Source organism: Bacillus sp. FSL K6-0042, from assembly GCF_038006685.1.
Taxonomy (GTDB): Bacteria; Bacillota; Bacilli; order Bacillales; family Bacillaceae_G; genus Bacillus_A; species Bacillus_A pseudomycoides.
This window is the reverse complement of record NZ_JBBOVS010000001.1, coordinates 1,434,187-1,450,342: the sequence shown is the minus strand read 5'-3', so window position 1 is coordinate 1,450,342 and position 16,156 is coordinate 1,434,187. Positions and strand designations below refer to the sequence as shown.

General features: G+C 34.9%; 13 protein-coding genes and 1 pseudogene. 12 read left to right on the top strand and 2 right to left on the bottom strand.

Annotation, left to right across the window (positions count from 1 at the left end; genetic code table 11):
- Position 1: 1 nt before the first annotated feature.
- The 5 genes from MHH45_RS07545 to MHH45_RS07525 all read left to right on the top strand — a co-directional run bounded on the left by MHH45_RS07545 (position 2) and on the right by MHH45_RS07525 (position 5,806).
- The gene (locus tag MHH45_RS07545; protein WP_016114317.1) at positions 2-1,105 is read left to right on the top strand and encodes a sensor histidine kinase; all 1,104 of its coding nucleotides are present in this window, start codon (positions 2-4) and stop codon (positions 1,103-1,105) included.
- Between the two features lie 133 nt (positions 1,106-1,238).
- Positions 1,239-2,177 (top strand): ABC transporter ATP-binding protein, encoded by a 939-nt coding sequence (locus MHH45_RS07540; RefSeq protein ID WP_016114318.1) that lies wholly within the window; start codon positions 1,239-1,241, stop codon positions 2,175-2,177.
- Between the two features lie 32 nt (positions 2,178-2,209).
- Positions 2,210-3,319, top strand: coding sequence for an ABC transporter permease (locus MHH45_RS07535; protein ID WP_016114319.1), 1,110 nt, complete (start codon positions 2,210-2,212; stop codon positions 3,317-3,319).
- Between the two features lies 1 nt (position 3,320).
- The gene (locus MHH45_RS07530; protein WP_088093778.1) at positions 3,321-4,484 is read left to right on the top strand and encodes an ABC transporter permease; all 1,164 of its coding nucleotides are present in this window, start codon (positions 3,321-3,323) and stop codon (positions 4,482-4,484) included.
- A 110-nt stretch (positions 4,485-4,594) separates the two neighbouring features.
- On the top strand, positions 4,595-5,806 hold the full coding sequence (locus MHH45_RS07525) for a phospholipase D-like domain-containing protein (protein ID WP_140385975.1): 1,212 nt from the start codon (positions 4,595-4,597) through the stop codon (positions 5,804-5,806).
- Between the two features lie 171 nt (positions 5,807-5,977).
- On the opposite strand, the gene MHH45_RS07520 is transcribed toward MHH45_RS07525, so the two are convergent.
- On the bottom strand, positions 5,978-6,400 hold the full coding sequence (locus MHH45_RS07520; protein ID WP_016114322.1) for a GNAT family N-acetyltransferase: 423 nt from the start codon (positions 6,398-6,400) through the stop codon (positions 5,978-5,980).
- Between the two features lie 350 nt (positions 6,401-6,750).
- On the opposite strand from MHH45_RS07520, the gene MHH45_RS07515 reads away from it, so the two are divergent.
- The gene (locus tag MHH45_RS07515) at positions 6,751-7,419 is read left to right on the top strand and encodes a uridine kinase (protein ID WP_088093777.1); all 669 of its coding nucleotides are present in this window, start codon (positions 6,751-6,753) and stop codon (positions 7,417-7,419) included.
- Between the two features lie 177 nt (positions 7,420-7,596).
- Here the strand turns inward: MHH45_RS07515 and pyrH are convergent, their stop codons facing one another.
- Positions 7,597-8,340, bottom strand: a complete 744-nt coding sequence (pyrH, locus tag MHH45_RS07510) for a UMP kinase (protein ID WP_088093776.1) — start codon at positions 8,338-8,340, stop codon at positions 7,597-7,599.
- 517 nt (positions 8,341-8,857) lie between these two features.
- Between pyrH and MHH45_RS07505 the strand changes: the two genes are divergently transcribed.
- The 6 genes and pseudogenes from MHH45_RS07505 to MHH45_RS07480 all read left to right on the top strand — a co-directional run.
- The gene (locus tag MHH45_RS07505; RefSeq protein WP_016114325.1) at positions 8,858-10,129 is read left to right on the top strand and encodes a cation:dicarboxylate symporter family transporter; all 1,272 of its coding nucleotides are present in this window, start codon (positions 8,858-8,860) and stop codon (positions 10,127-10,129) included.
- A 24-nt stretch (positions 10,130-10,153) separates the two neighbouring features.
- The gene (aspA, locus tag MHH45_RS07500; RefSeq protein WP_088093775.1) at positions 10,154-11,593 is read left to right on the top strand and encodes an aspartate ammonia-lyase; all 1,440 of its coding nucleotides are present in this window, start codon (positions 10,154-10,156) and stop codon (positions 11,591-11,593) included.
- Between the two features lie 52 nt (positions 11,594-11,645).
- Complete coding sequence (malS, locus tag MHH45_RS07495) at positions 11,646-13,379, top strand: oxaloacetate-decarboxylating malate dehydrogenase (protein WP_098116885.1); 1,734 nt, start codon at positions 11,646-11,648, stop codon at positions 13,377-13,379.
- Positions 13,380-13,461: 82 nt separating this feature from the next.
- Positions 13,462-14,766 carry a sensor histidine kinase gene (locus MHH45_RS07490; RefSeq protein ID WP_016114328.1) on the top strand — a complete coding sequence of 435 codons (1,305 nt, stop codon included), beginning with the start codon at positions 13,462-13,464 and terminating at the stop codon, positions 14,764-14,766.
- A 1-nt stretch (position 14,767) separates the two neighbouring features.
- Complete coding sequence (locus tag MHH45_RS07485) at positions 14,768-15,700, top strand: response regulator (RefSeq protein ID WP_016114329.1); 933 nt, start codon at positions 14,768-14,770, stop codon at positions 15,698-15,700.
- 136 nt (positions 15,701-15,836) lie between these two features.
- Positions 15,837-16,124 (top strand): annotated as a pseudogene (locus MHH45_RS07480) (LysE family transporter); the annotation flags it as partial.
- Between the last annotated feature and the right edge of the window lie 32 nt (positions 16,125-16,156).

The following is a 16,156-nucleotide window of genomic DNA, read 5'->3' as shown; positions in this document are numbered from 1 at the left end:
TATGGAGTTTTGGTTAATTGTAAGTAAATTAATTGTCTTCTTATATATAGTGTTCAGTTATATTCACTCAAATGTTACGAACTTACCGTGGGTTATATTTACTTTGCTTTCGTACCTTTGTATAAACGTGACAATTTCTATTTTAAAAAAAGATGCGTATAAAAAAATATTAATTGGACTATCAATCGGTATTATCGCTTTGTTTACATGGAGGATTCATCCGTTTTTTATTTTGTTTTTACCTTTGAACTTATACGAAATTGTATCTTATTACATAGAAAAGAAATGGCAGATCTTTTTCATTATGATTCTCCCTATCGTTTTTGCGGATGAAAGTGTTCAAATGACATATGGACTCATTACTGCATTTTGTTTTCTTGTTTTAATGATGGCAGACCGTTACATAGTACGATTACTAAAGCTTGAAAAGCAAAATGATAAGATGCGAAAAGATATGCAGCGGCTCACAAAAAGTTTAAATGAAAATAAAGAATACATAAGGCAATCAGAATACACATTTAAGTTAGAAGAACGAAATCGATTATCACAAGAAATTCATGATAAAATTGGTCACTCCATGACAGGCGCACTTATTCAAATGGAAGCAGCAAAGAGATTGATGGAAATAGATAAAGTGAAAGCTACGGAGTTACTACAAAATGCGATTCATATTTCTAAAGATGGGATTGAAAATATTAGAATTACCCTTAAAAATATGAAACCACCAACTGAACAAATTGGAATTCATCGTATGAAATTATTCATAGATGAATTTGCGAGCAAGCATGATATAAAAATTCCGTTTGTGTATAAAGGGAATTTGGATACAATTTCCCCTATCCAATGGAAAATCATTGGTGAAAATATTATGGAGGCGTTAACGAATGCGATGAAATATGCTGATGCGACAGTTATTTCAATAGATATTCATGTACTTAACAAGATGGTCAAGGTACAGGTGAAAGATAACGGAAAGGGTGTAGTCTTTGTTAAAAAAGGACTCGGTATTATTGGGATGGAGGAGAGAACAGCGTCTGTTAATGGGAAAATAATTGTAGATGGAACGAATGGCTTTTCGGTAACAATGTTGTTGCCGATTCAGTAAGACATGATTGAGATGAAGGATCTCATATGAAAAAAGTGAATATTCTCATGTGAAAAGAATGAACTTCTGCACTGAGCAGGTTCATTCTTTTTGTTTATAATAACAGCAGAGAAACCGAAATAGGGGTGAAATGATGAACGCATTAGAAATAAAAAATTTAACAAAAAAATTTGGTGATTTCATCGCAGTAGATAATATGTCTTTAGCTATTAAAGAAGGAGAGATATTTGGATTTCTAGGATCAAACGGTGCTGGTAAAAGTACAACAATTAATATGATTGCTGGATTGTTAAGAAGTAATGAAGGTGAGATTAGCATACTAGGAAAAAATATAAAGAAACATAATCGATTTGCAAAAATGAATATCGGAATTGTACCGCAAGATATAGCAATTTATGAGGAGTTAACCACCTATGAAAATGTGAAATTCTTTGCGGGTCTGTATGGATTACGAGGTGCAGAATTAAAAGCGAGAGTAGAAGAAGCACTGCAGTTTGTAGGGCTAAGTGATAAACATAAAAGTTATCCAAAGAACTTTTCCGGTGGGATGAAACGAAGACTTAACATTGCTTGTGCCATTGCGCATCATCCGAAGTTAATTATTATGGATGAGCCGACAGTTGGAATTGATCCGCAGTCAAGAAACTATATTCTTCAGTCTGTACGGAAATTAAATGAAATGGGTAGCACCATTATTTATACGAGTCACTACATGGAGGAAGTAGAAGAGATTTGTACGAAAATCGCAATTGTTGATCACGGAAAAATTATTGCAGAAGGTACGAAAGAACAATTGAAAGCTATTATTACAGATACAAAAGATATTTGGATTGAAGTAAAGTCAGTTGAAAATATAGATGTGAACAAATTAAAAGAAATTAGTGGTGTTAAGGCTGTTCAAATAGAAGAAAACGTAATTAAAGTGAATTCTGATACAGGGGTCAACAACTTAAACAAAATCGTTCAGCATTTTATCAATAATGATATAGAAATACGTTCACTTGAAGAGCAAGCACCTAACTTAGAAACAGTATTCTTGACATTGACAGGAAGAAATCTACGGGATAAATAAGATTTACTAGTAAAAAAAGGGAGGTTCATCGATTGAACATCTTCAATATAGCCATAAAGGAAATCAAAAGTGACTTTCGAGATATAAAAACGTTAGTGTCTATGCTAGCATTCCCGGTTATGCTTATGCTCATTTTGGGCACTGCTTTAACGAATGCATTTAATAGTGATAACCTTTCTATTAAAAATATCCAGGTGTTATACAAAGATGAAGCAGGTGGTAGGTTCTCTCAGGCCTTTGAAACATTGATAAAGGAAACAGGCAAATCGGGCATTCACTTTAAAAAAGCAGCAAAGGATGTAGATGGAAAAGAAGAAGTGAAACAAAATAAGTATGCCGGCTATGTAGAAATGAATCAAAACGGCGTGAAGTTATATGAGAGTGATCGGAATAGTATTGAAGGAAGTATTATTGAAGGGATGCTTACTACATTCGTCGATAAGTACAACGTAGCGGTGGAAGTTGCGACAGTAGATCCAGGGAAAGTTAGTACAGTTATTTCAAGTGGAAATCATGATGATTATATAAAAGAGACATCTTTACAAGCTGCTAAGAAACCAGGTTCTATGGACTATTATGCGATTGCGATGACGACAATGATTGCCTTGTATGGAGCGATGGGAGCAAGCTATCTGATTCGCGGAGAGCGATTACGAAAAACGGGAGATCGTTTAATTGCTGCACCTGTTAGTAAAGCGGAAATTTTCATTGGGAAGATACTTGGTAGTATTGTAGTAAATGCACTTTGTCTTTTTCTCGTCGTTTTCTTTAGTAAATTTGTTTATGGGGCAAATTGGGGCGACCATCTTGGAGTAGTCTTTCTTATTTTACTAACAGAAGTATTTCTTGCAATTAGCTTCGGATTAGGTATCGGGTATATTACGAAAACAGGTGAGGCATCTAAGGCAATCATTATGGTTGTTGTACAATTAGCTTCTATTTTTGGAGGGGCGTATTTCGTAGTTGAAGAAAATATGATTACAAATTTATCACCATTAACATGGGCGAATACAGCGATTATGAAAATTATTTATGCGAATGAAGTAGGAGCGGCACTTCCAGTAATCTTTTTAAACCTTGGGATTTCAGCACTGTTTTTATTGATTGCGATTATCGCATTACGCAGACGGGAGGGGCTATAACATGAAAGATATTTTATGGCTCATACAAAAAACATTATCTGTACTTTTGAAAAATAAAAAAGGGTTACTTCTTATTATTGGATTGCCAATAGTAGGGTCATTAATGGCATTTTTAATATACGGAAATGCAGGGCAAGGTACCCTACGTATTGGGGTTGTAAATAATGAAAATCATTATATAGCAAATGATACGGTGAAATTTATAGAAGGGTTAAATCATGTAGAAGGGTTAAATCATGTAGAAGTGAGTAAAATTAAGGCGTCAGAAATAGAAGAGAAGCTTGCCTCGAAAAAACTTGATGGAGTGATTACGTTAGATTCAGGTTTTTCGCAAAGTGTTCGAGATGGTAAGCCGAGTCATATTCAAATTTCCTCGATTAAAGGTGCTCAAGTAACAGAGTTTATAAAATCGTATTTGTATAATTATATTGATAATATAACAGCAATTAGTAAAGTAGCACAAAAGGATCAAAGTACGTTTGATAAGATGTATGCAAATTATCAAAAAAATTCATTCAAGCTAACAGCATATACGCTTAAGGATACTTCGAAAAATAAAGATATGACGAATCAAACAGTTGGTTATCTCATTATGTTTATGTTGTTTTCAGCAGTGAATTTTTCAGAACGGATTTTGAGAGAAAAAGAGAATAGAACGTATTTTCGATTATTATCAACACCGATAGATGGGAAGAAATATATATTATCTAACGTTGCTGTTAATATGGTTATCATGATGGTGCAAATCATTGTAACGGTACTGTTTATGACCAATGTATTTCATATTGATACAAATATGCCTTTGCTTGTTATGATTGGAGTACTGATGATATTTGGTTTAATTGCAATTGGTTTATCGTTAGCAGTTGTGTCTTTTGCTAAGAATTCAGTTTCTGCTAATGCAATGCAAAATATCATTATTACACCAACATGTTTGCTAGCGGGATGCTTCTTTCCATTTGAAATTATGCCAGCATCTGTGCAAAAAATAGCTGATTTTCTTCCTCAGCGTTGGTTATTAGATACGATAGGGGAATTACAGCAAGGGACACCGTTTTCTGATTTGTATTTAAACATTTTAATTTTATTCGCCTTTGCGATTGCCTTCTTCTTAATTGCGATTTATAAGTTTGGCCATAATAATGATGCGAGGAATTTTATTTAATAAAAGGGGTGCGGCATCATGCCGCATCCTTTTTTTGTAATTGCTCATAAAACATAATCGCTATTGAAATACTATCTGAAGACAATTATTTTGTGCGGAAGGAAAACAAAATGGCAAAAAAAATATTACGCATTATTTCTATTATTATTAGCATAGTAATTCTTCTAGTTGTTTGGATGCATATTGATGTAACACTGGGAAGGAAAGTAGAAGCTGATAAAAACCAACGGAAAGAATATGTTCCTCATTATAGTGATTTTCAATTATATGTAGAGGGGAAACCTCTATATAGTCAATTATTTTCTGATATAAAAGAAGCAAAGCGTTCTATTTTTACTTATTTCTATATTATTTCGAATGATAAAAGTAGCCATACTTTCTTAAATTTGTTAAAAGAAAAAGCAGAAGAAGGAGTACAAGTATACTTATCGGTCGATTGGATTAATGATTTGTCTTTCGAAAGAAAATATAAAAATGAATTACAAGCAAGTGGTGTTCATTTTACATATAGCAGGAAACCGGAGTTCCCATTCTTTTTTTATTCGCTCCATCATCGTAATCACCGCCGCATTACAACGATAGATGGGAAAATCGGGTATAGTGGTGGATTTAATATAGGTAATGAATACTTAGGGAAAGATAAGCGCTTTGGATATTGGCGGGATTATCATATACGCTTGCAGGGAGAAGGGATAACAGATTTAGAGGAGCAGTTTGTATTAGATTGGAAACGAGATACTTCGGAAGAAATTGTGAGAACAGCTGAGCCTGTTATTAAAGGAAAAACGTTACACACTATGTCTAGTTACAATGGACATAAAGTAGTTACGAAGTATATGGAATTAATACAACAAGCAAAGCGTTCTATCGTGATCGCCACGCCTTATTTTATACCAAGAGATAAAGAACTTATGAATGCTTTAATTCAGGCACGAAAACGGGGAGTATCGGTAAAAATACTTTGGTCTTATAAACCTGACGTTCCGCTTATTAAAGAAGCAGCCTACCCATATATTCGTCAGTCGATTGAAAATGGAATCGCTGTATATGGATATAAAAAAGGAATGTTTCATGGGAAAGTAATGGTATTCGACGATGAAATAACTGTGATTGGTACAACAAATTTTACTTCGCGTAGTTTTCATATTAATGATGAGATGGACTTTTATGTATACGGTGGCCCGATGATTCAACAAGTGAATCACGCGTTGACACAAGATTTTCAAGATTCAAAAGAGATCACTTCATCCTTTTTTGATCGTTTATCATTTTTAGAGAAGTGCAAAGAAAAAATAGCGTGGGTGTTTAATTATTATTTATAATAAAGGTAGATGTGGGATTCATGTAAAATAGTTCTATTGTTGTGAAAGGAATTTCAAATAGTAAATGAAATAATAAAGTAATTTGTATTCAAAAACGCTTAGAGAATACACTCGAAGCGTTTTATTGTTTATTGTATAGTATTTTGAATTCAATCTCTTAAAAAAAATTGCCTATAGATCTTTTTTTAAATAGTAATGTTTAAAGTCTCTACCGACATTATCAAGGACACCGAACTCTTGATAACCGTGCTTTTTATAAAAATCTAATGCTTGAAAACTTAAAGTATCTACTTTTATGAAATCACAATTCTTTTCTAAAGCTATTTGTTCGATTTCTAATAAAAGTTTAGTTCCATAACCCAGTTTGCGTATGTCTTCATCCATTATAAAAGTATGAATCTCTAACCAATTCCAGCAAATTTCACCTAATATTCCTCCGCGAATCTTGCTGTCTTCATCCTTAAGAAATAAATGAATCTCCTGATATCTTCCCCTTAAATCTGTTGGGAAATGTTTTAAATTATATTCATAAAGTTTATTATTAATGTTGTCTTTATTAGTTGCATTTAATTCTTTCGTAATATGTAAATCCATTCGTCTTTCCTCCCGCAATTTTTTGTGAAATGATAAATATGAAACGAATTTCTTTATTGAATAAGTACATCATCTCAATATACTTATTCTAACATAAAATTTACAATATTCTGTTTTGTGTTTTCTGATATTCAAAAATAATAATTCGGTCTAGCCTCTGGCTTAGGTATATAACATCTACTGTTAACTCATGGAAAGGAATACTATTTTGGGTTTTATTTTACCGGTTCGAACCATATAACAATTAACAAGCGAGAATAAGTTCTATAATATTTCACACGCGGAACCGTATTTTTCCATTTAAATATCCTTTGAAGGATAAATATAGATGTTTTGGAGGTGGATTAGCATTGAATCGTCAAATTGCTATTCGTGAGATTGTGGAGCGCATGCTCATGCTTAAACTAGATCACCCATTAAGAGTCGGTGTTAGTGGTATAACAGCTTCTGGGAAAACAACATTTGCAAATGAGTTACAAAACGAAATTCATTTGCAAGGAAGAAAAGTCGTTCGGGCGAGTATAGATAATTTTCACAATCCAAAGGTAGTTAGATATTCACAAGGTAAGGAATCAGCTAAAGGATATTATGAAGATGCTCATGATTATCAAGCATTTGCTGAGCGATTATTGGTTCCGTTAGGACCTGATGGAGATATGCGATATGTGATGAAATCACATGATTTAGAAACGGATATGTATACTAAAACGGAATCTATACTCGCTTTAAAAGATATGATATTTATAATAGATGGTACTTTTTTATTAAAAAAAGAGCTCCAACATTTATTTGATTATAAAATATTTGTAGAAACAGATTTTGAAACTGCAAGAGAACGTGGTTCAAGTCGGGAGGCGAAAGCCTTTGGGAATAAAAAGAGGGCAGAGGAAATATTTTTACAAAGATATCATGCGGCTTGCCATATGTATATAGAAGAGCATGCACCAAAGCAATGTGCAGATGTAGTTTTTATGAATAATGTTATTGAAGCACCAAGGGTTGTATTTCAGAATTTGTGATTTTAGCAATGGTATTGATAGCGATTGTTATAAGGTAGTTTTATGAATAGTGGATAATAGGGCACTGTTTTCTTTTCAATACCGCTAGGGTACTACTTTTTTAGAAAGAGTAAGGTGCGGCAAAATACCGCACCTATTTTTAAGGTCAAAGTTACAGTTGTTCTATTCGAGAAAATATTATTTTTCTTCTACGAGTTCTGTTAATTCATGATTAATTAATGTGCCAATATGCTCACCTAAACATATTTTTTTCATAACTCCTGGTTCATCGAAGTTAAAAACATGTGTTGGTAAATGATAGTCACGAGCAAGTAACAAGGCTGATTGGTCCATCACTTTGATGTTATTCCGAACAACATCGTTATAATTTAAATGACGATACATTTTGGCTGATTTATTTCGTTTTGGGTCACTTGTAAAAACACCGTCTACACCTTGTTTTGCAACTAAAATGGCATCGCTATTCATTTCGATTGCTCGCTGGACACTCGGATAATCTGTCGTAACGAACGGTTGCCCATTCCCGCCGCCAAAGATAACGATATATCCTTTATCTAAATGATGAACAGCCCGTAAACGGATGTAGGGTTCTGCCACTGCTGTAAAGGGGATAGATGTCATAACGCGTACTTCTTTATCTGTCTTACTTGTTAATACACCGCGCAGCATGAGACTATTAATAATTGTACCTAATGTCCCTATATTGTCTGCTTCAACGCGATCAATCCCCCATTCTTCAGCTAAGTTTCCTCTGAAAATGTTTCCTCCACCAACAACAAGAGAAACTTCAATACCTAAATCGATGATTGATAAAATCTCCGTTGCGATATGTTCTAAACGTTTGGAACCGAAACTATTTCCATCTTGATCAGCAAGAGCGCCGCCGCTGAGTTTAATTAAAACACGCTTGTATGGTTTCATTATCATCACTCCTTATTTTGAAGAAAAGGTTTTTCCGGTGGAGTCCGTAACTATCACTGAGAATTAGTTCTCATCATACTTGGATTCTTATAGACAGTTTATTCTTGATCTACTTGCTTTGCTCATGTGAAAAAATTTTGCATGCAAGTAGCATATCGATTTGCAATAAAAAAGGAGCAGAGGCGAATGCCTTTGCTCCTTTAAGAGAAATTGAAATAGGAAAGGAAGAGTTGTAATGAAACCTTTCGTAGAATTCTTCATAACCTCCACTCCTTTTCATTTTATATATGTTCAAATAAACCTATCTTTTAGATTATACAAAGAAATCAGATATTTTATCAATGTTATTTTCATTTTTTTATCTTCAAAGGGTGTCAATGAATATTTAAAGAAAAAAATTCGAATTTTTTGTGACGAATCTGTAGTTTTTTGTCTGATTTTGTAGGTTCGCCTATATTATGTGAGTAAGCTTTTATAAATTCAAATTGAAAGCGTTCGCATGAAGGGATGAAAATATATGAAAAAATTCGGATTAGCAACACAGATTTTTGTTGCACTTGTTTTAGGGATTGTAGTAGGGGCAATCTTTTATGGCAATAAAACAGCGATTTCTTATATCACACCAATTGGGGATATATTTATCCATTTAATTAAAATGATTGTAGTACCGATCGTTATTTCAGCGCTGATTGTTGCAGTAGCTGGTGTAGGGGATATGAAAAAGCTGGGGAAATTAGGCGGTAAGACAATTCTCTATTTTGAAATTATCACAACAATTGCGATTTTAATGGGATTAATCGCAGCAAACGTGTTCCATCCAGGAACGGGTGTTGATATGAATAACTTACAGCAAAGTGATATTTCATCATATAAACAGACGGCTGATGCAACAGAGAAAAAAGGTTTTGCAGAAACGATTGTTCACATTGTACCAAAGAATGTATTTGAATCAATTGCACAAGGCGACTTATTACCGATTATTTTCTTCTCTGTGTTATTTGGTTTAGGAGTTGCAGCAATTGGGGAAAAAGGAAAACCTGTATTTAACTTCTTTGAAGGTGTACTCGAAGCGATGTTTTGGGTTACAAATCAGGTTATGAAATTTGCGCCATTTGGTGTATTTGCATTAATTGCGGTTACGGTCGCAAAATTTGGAGTAGCAACACTACTTCCTTTAGGAAAATTAGTGCTAGCTGTGTATGTAACTGTTATACTATTTGTTATTGTTGTATTAGGTATTAATGCACGAATGGTAGGGATAAACATTTTTACATTAATGAAAGTTTTAAAAGAAGAACTTATTCTTTCGTTTACAACAGCAAGTTCAGAAGCTGTTTTACCTAATATAATGAGAAAAATGGAAGAGTTCGGTTGTCCGAAGGCAGTCGCTTCTTTCGTTATTCCAACAGGGTATACATTTAATTTAACTGGTTCGGCTATTTATCAAGCATTAGCAGCGTTATTCGTCGCGCAAATGTATGGTGTACACATGTCTTTAACAGAGCAAGTAACATTATTATTCGTTTTAATGTTAACGTCAAAAGGTATGGCAGGAGTTCCAGGTGCTTCATTTGTTGTTGTACTTGCGACATTAGGTTCAATGGGATTGCCGTTAGAAGGTATAGCATTAATTGCTGGTATCGACCGCATTTTAGATATGATTCGTTCGTCTGTCAATGTGTTAGGGAATGCATTAGCAGCCATTGTTATGTCGAAGTGGGAAGGCGAATTTGATCATGAGAAAGCGAAACAATATGTAGAAACAGTCAAACAAACAGAAGCAGCATAAGAAATAGATGAGGAGTGAGTAATAATGGCAACATTAACTGAAACTACAAAAAATGTACGAATTGAAAAAGACTTTTTAGGTGAAAAAGAAGTACCAATGCATGCTTATTATGGAGTTCAAACAATGCGTGCTGTAGAGAATTTTCCAATTACAGGGTATAAAATCCATGAAGGGTTAATTAAAGCTTTGGCAATTGTAAAAAAAGCAGCGGCACTTGCGAACACTGATGTAGGTAGATTGGAATTGAAAAAAGGCGGTGCGATTGCAGAAGCAGCGCAAGAAATTCTTGAAGGGAAATGGCATGATCATTTCATCGTCGATCCAATTCAAGGCGGCGCGGGAACTTCTATGAACATGAATGCAAATGAAGTCATTGCCAATCGTGCCCTTGAATTATTAGAAATGGAAAAGGGAGACTATCATTATATTAGCCCAAATAGCCACGTGAATATGGCACAATCAACAAATGATGCATTTCCAACAGCAATTCACATTGCGACATTAAATGCATTAGAAGTGTTATTACAAACAATGGGCTATATGCATGATGTATTTGAATTAAAAGCAGAACAATTTGACCATGTGATTAAAATGGGGCGCACACATTTACAAGATGCTGTACCAATTCGTCTTGGACAAGAATTTAAAGCATATGCTCGTGTAATTGGACGTGATATGAAACGAATTCAGCAATCCCGTCAACATTTATATGAAGTAAATATGGGGGCAACAGCAGTTGGAACAGGATTAAATGCAGATCCTGAGTACATTGAAGCAGTGGTGAAACATTTAGCTTCAATTAGTGGATTGCCTCTTGTTGGAGCAGAAGATCTAGTAGATGCAACACAAAATACAGATGCATATACGGAAGTATCAGCTGCACTAAAAGTATGTATGATGAATATGTCTAAAATCGCAAATGATTTACGCTTAATGGCATCTGGTCCGCGTGTTGGACTTGCAGAAATTATGCTTCCATCTCGTCAACCAGGTTCATCTATTATGCCAGGGAAAGTAAACCCTGTTATGCCAGAAGTGATTAACCAAATCGCATTCCAAGTAATCGGTAATGACCATACGATTTGCCTTGCTTCAGAGGCGGGTCAATTAGAGCTAAATGTTATGGAGCCAGTACTTGTTTTCAACTTACTTCAATCAATTAGCATTATGAATAATGGTTTCCGTGCCTTTACAGATAATTGTCTAAAAGGAATTGAAGCGAACGAAGGGCACTTGAAAGAATACGTTGAGAAAAGTGTAGGGATTATTACAGCTGTTAACCCACATATCGGCTATGAAGCAGCGGCTCGTGTTGCAAAAGAAGCAATTGCAACTGGGCAGTCTGTCAGAGACCTTTGCGTGAAAAATGGTGTATTATCCCAAGAGGAATTAGACTTAATTTTAGACCCATATGAAATGACACATCCGGGGATTGCAGGAGCAACTCTTTTAAAGAAAAATTAAAAGAGGAGGGGACATTCCCCTCTTTTTTGTTTACAATATAGAAATGGCATATATAAATAAAGGTAGGGATGGTATGAGTAAATTTACAGTTACCTCTAATGGTGTATTAGAAACGACATTAAGAGGAGTAGAAGTATTAGCTACACCACTTTTAAATAAAGGGGTTGCTTTTACAGAAGAAGAAAGAGAAGAACTAGGGCTAAAAGGGTTATTACCACCTGCGGTATTAACATTGGATGAACAAGCACGCCGTGCGTATAAACAGTTTTGTTCACAGCCAGACGATTTATTAAAAAACGTATATTTAACAGCATTACATGATCGTAATGAAGTGTTATTTTATCGTTTACTAACAGATCATTTACGTGAGATGCTTCCAATTGTGTATACGCCAACTGTTGGTGTAGCGATTCAAAGATATAGTCATGAGTATCGTAAACCACGTGGAGTGTATTTATCCATTAATGATCCTTCTGGCATAGAAGAAGCGTTTTCTAATATTGGTGCAACAGCTGAAAATATCGACTTAGTCGTTGTAACGGATGGTGAAGGAATATTAGGAATTGGTGACTGGGGCGTTGGTGGTATTAATATTGCTATTGGGAAGTTAGCAGTTTATACAGCAGCAGTTGGAATCGATCCTAGTCGTGTATTACCTGTTATTTTAGATGTTGGTACGAACCGTGAGGATCTTTTAAGTAATCCGTTTTATATTGGAAACCGTCATCCTCGTATAACTGGCGAGGCCTATGATACATTTATCGATACATTTGTAAAAGCTGTATGTAACAAGTTTCCAAAAGCATTGTTGCACTGGGAAGACTTTAGCTCACGCAATGCACGTCGAATTTTAGATAAATATCGTGATCATGTATGTACATTTAATGATGATATTCAAGGAACTGGTGCAGTTTCGCTTGCAGCTGTATTATCAGCAGTGAAAACTTCAGGTGTCCCACTTTGTGAACACCGAGTTGTCGTCTTTGGAGCTGGTACAGCTGGAATTGGAATCGCTGATCAAGTGCGAGATGCGATGGTTCGTGCAGGGCTATCAGAGAAAGAAGCAAACGAGCGCTTCTGGTGTATTGACCGTAATGGTTTACTTACAGATAATATGGAAGGTCTTCTTGATTTCCAACTCCCATATACACGTATGGAATCTGAAGTGAACGAATGGAAGCAAAGTGAAACGGTTGGGCTTGCAGAAGTTGTGAAACATGTACAACCAACAATTTTAATTGGTACATCAACAGTAGCTGGTGCATTTACAGAAGAAATTGTAAAAGAAATGGCTTCTCATGTAGAACGACCAATTATTTTACCAATGTCGAATCCAACACCGCTTGCAGAAGCAAAACCGGTAGATTTAATACATTGGACAGAAGGACGGGCACTTGTGGCAACTGGAAGCCCATTTGAGCCAGTTACATATGATGGTGTTACGTATGTAATCGGACAATCAAATAATGCGCTTATCTTCCCAGGTCTTGGTCTTGGAACAATTGTTGTTCGTGCGAGTGTAATGACAGATGGTATGTTTGCAGCAGCAGCAGAAGCAGTGGCAAGCATGGTAGATACAAGTCAACCAGGAGCACCTATTCTTCCAGAGGTAGAAGAACTACGTAACATCTCAGAGATAGTAGCAATTGAAGTAGCTAAAGCAGCAGTTGCTGAAGGTGTTACTCGTGAGAAATTCAGTGATAACGATATCAGAAAAGCTGTTAAAGAGGCAATGTGGCAACCTGAATATCGCCAAGTAAAAGCAGCTAAACAGGTAACAATATAGAAATAAAGCCCGTTTATATCATAAGCGGGCTTTCCTTGTTCAATTTTTGAAAAATATATTTCATAAATAGGAAGTGGCATCTTTGAATTGGAATCAATTGTGGAAGAAAGATATGTCCCTTTTAATTATTTTAATGTTAATTGTTCCAATTGCTGGACAATTGAATTTTCATCCGTTTAATGATACATTCCGTGTTAGCTTTGGGACGCCAATTTTTTTCTTTTTGCTATTATTTCTACGAAAAATACCAGCCGCTATAGCAGGTACACTCGTTGGGCTGTCTGTTGTAGGATTTCGGGTTGTTCTTGATGGGATGTTACAAGGATCCTTTCATATAACAGACTCTTTTTATTTACGTTATCCAGTCTTCTTTTATTATTTTGTTTATGGAAGTCTTTTTTCATTATGTAGAGTGAATAAATTCCATCAGAAACCATTCATAATAGGGTGCCTTGGGATTACAATTGAGATTATAGCAAGTATGTCAGAATTAGCTTTTTATCATGTTTTAGTACTTGGTACAACAATTACTATTTCTGAAATAAATAAATTGATTATTATTGCTGTTTTTCGAAGCTTTTTTGCCCTTGGTTTCTTAAATATGATGAGTCTATATGAAACGAAATTAAAGGAAGCACAAGTCCGGAAAGAAAATGAAAAAATGTTAATGCATCTTTCTAACTTATATGTGGAATCTGTTCATTTAAAAAAGACACTTCAAAATGCAGAATTAATTACACAAGAAGCGTATCAATTATATCGAAATTTACAAGCTAGTAATGGTGCCAGCGGTATAGAAATGCAAAGTAAAAAAGCATTAAAAATTGCTGGGGAAGTACACGAAATAAAAAAAGATAATCAAAGAATTTTTGCGGGGTTATCAAAACTTTTATTAGATAAAAATCTTTCTGAATACATAGAAGGTCATGAACTGATAGAAATGATTGTGAGGATAAATGAGAAGTACGCTCAACTATTAGGAAAAGAGATAACATTTTCTAAAAACATAGAAGGTGAGCATGCGGAATATCATGTTTATACTGTACTGTCGATATTAAATAATTTAGTTGCAAATGCTGTTGAAGCAATTGAGAGCACTGGTACAATTATAATAATGACATATAAACAAGAAAGAAATATAATGTTTGAAGTAATAGATGATGGTCCCGGTATTTCACCGAAATATAAAGAACTCGTATTTAAACCAGGTTTTACGTCGAAGTATGATCAAACGGGTACACCATCTACAGGAATTGGTCTTTCTTATATAAAAGAGATGGTTACAGAACTTGGGGGAGAAGTGAATCTGCAATGCAAGGAGAACGGCAGAGGATGCAAGTTTATTGTCCGTTTACCAGAGTCTAGTTTAACGCGAGAGGGGGAATAGAGTGTTTTATTATATCGTAGATGATGATGAAGTATTCCGCTCTATGCTATCACAAATTATTGAAGATGGTGATCTTGGAGAAGTAGCGGGAGAAGCGGAAGATGGTGCTTTTGTTGAAGCAGATCAGTTGAATTTTAAAAAGGTAGATATTTTATTTATTGATTTATTAATGCCAATTCGAGATGGGATTGAAACAGTTCGCCATATCGCACCAGCGTTTACAGGAAAAGTAATTATGATTTCTCAAGTTGAATCTAAACAACTAATCGGAGAAGCGTATTCACTTGGGGTTGAATATTATATTACGAAACCATTAAATAAAATTGAGGTTGTATCTGTTGTGCGAAAAGTGATGGATCGTATTCGTCTGGAACGATCTATACAAGATATTCAAAAATCACTGAATAACGTCTTTCAATGGGAACAACCGCAAGTGCGAAATGAACCGTTGCTAGAAGAGAAGAGGATAATGGACTCAGGTCGCTATTTATTATCAGAACTTGGTATTGCTGGAGAGAATGGAAGTAAAGATTTACTTAGTATGTTGGAATATTTATTGGGACAAGAAAAGGAAAAAACATTTGAATATGGTTTTCCGGCATTGAAAGATATTTTTCACTATATTACGGTCAAAAAATTAGGTGGTGCAGCTTCAGAAACGGAAATTGATAAAGAAAGAAAAGCTTCAGAACAAAGGGTGCGCCGAGCGATTTATCAGTCATTAAATCATTTAGCCTCTCTTGGTTTAACTGATTTTTCGAACCCTAAATTTGAAAGCTATGCTCCGAAATTTTTTGATTTTACCATTGTTCGTAAACGTATGACAGAAATGACGAAGGAAGAGCTATCGGCATCTGGGCATACGAGAATTAATACGAAGAAGTTTATTCAAGTATTGTATTTTGAGGCGAAGAGGTTGATGGAGGTAGAATAGAAAAGAGGATGCTTACAAATGAGCGTCCTTTTTTCTATTATTAAAATTTTAAATATTCTCCATTTAATGGTAATGGAAGGGTGTAATTGAATATAAATTTGTTTTGGAGTACATATATAAGGATGTGAAATGAAAAATGATAAGCACTATTTTTAGTTACTTGTTGCTTGGAATTTCTCTCTCAGCACCTGTTGAACCAATCAATGTTGCTCAAATTAATAAAGGGATAAAGAATGGTTTTTTAAGTGCGTGGCTTGTTGGAGTAGGAGCAATGTCCGCAGATGTCATTATGATGCTCTTAATTTATTTTGGTGTTTCTGTCTATTTAACAACACCTGGTGCGAAGTTAATTATTTGGATATTTGGCTTTTTTACGCTACTATATCTTGGATATGAAGCAATTAAAGGGGTTGGGGAACTCATATAAGAAAAGGGATTGCGTTGTGAAGACGCAAT

What these genes read in the sequence shown, in the direction of transcription:
- MHH45_RS07525 (WP_140385975.1), top strand. Translation starts at nt 4,595, where the DNA reads ATGGCAAAAAAAATATTACGCATTATTTCTATTATTATTAGCATAGTA.
- aspA (WP_088093775.1), top strand. Translation starts at nt 10,154, where the DNA reads ATGGCAACATTAACTGAAACTACAAAAAATGTACGAATTGAAAAAGAC.
- MHH45_RS07520 (WP_016114322.1), bottom strand. Translation starts at nt 6,400, where the DNA reads ATGGATTTACATATTACGAAAGAATTAAATGCAACTAATAAAGACAAC.
- MHH45_RS07530 (WP_088093778.1), top strand. Translation starts at nt 3,321, where the DNA reads ATGAAAGATATTTTATGGCTCATACAAAAAACATTATCTGTACTTTTG.
- MHH45_RS07545 (WP_016114317.1), top strand. Translation starts at nt 2, where the DNA reads ATGGAGTTTTGGTTAATTGTAAGTAAATTAATTGTCTTCTTATATATA.
- MHH45_RS07540 (WP_016114318.1), top strand. Translation starts at nt 1,239, where the DNA reads ATGAACGCATTAGAAATAAAAAATTTAACAAAAAAATTTGGTGATTTC.
- pyrH (WP_088093776.1), bottom strand. Translation starts at nt 8,340, where the DNA reads ATGAAACCATACAAGCGTGTTTTAATTAAACTCAGCGGCGGCGCTCTT.
- MHH45_RS07505 (WP_016114325.1), top strand. Translation starts at nt 8,858, where the DNA reads ATGAAAAAATTCGGATTAGCAACACAGATTTTTGTTGCACTTGTTTTA.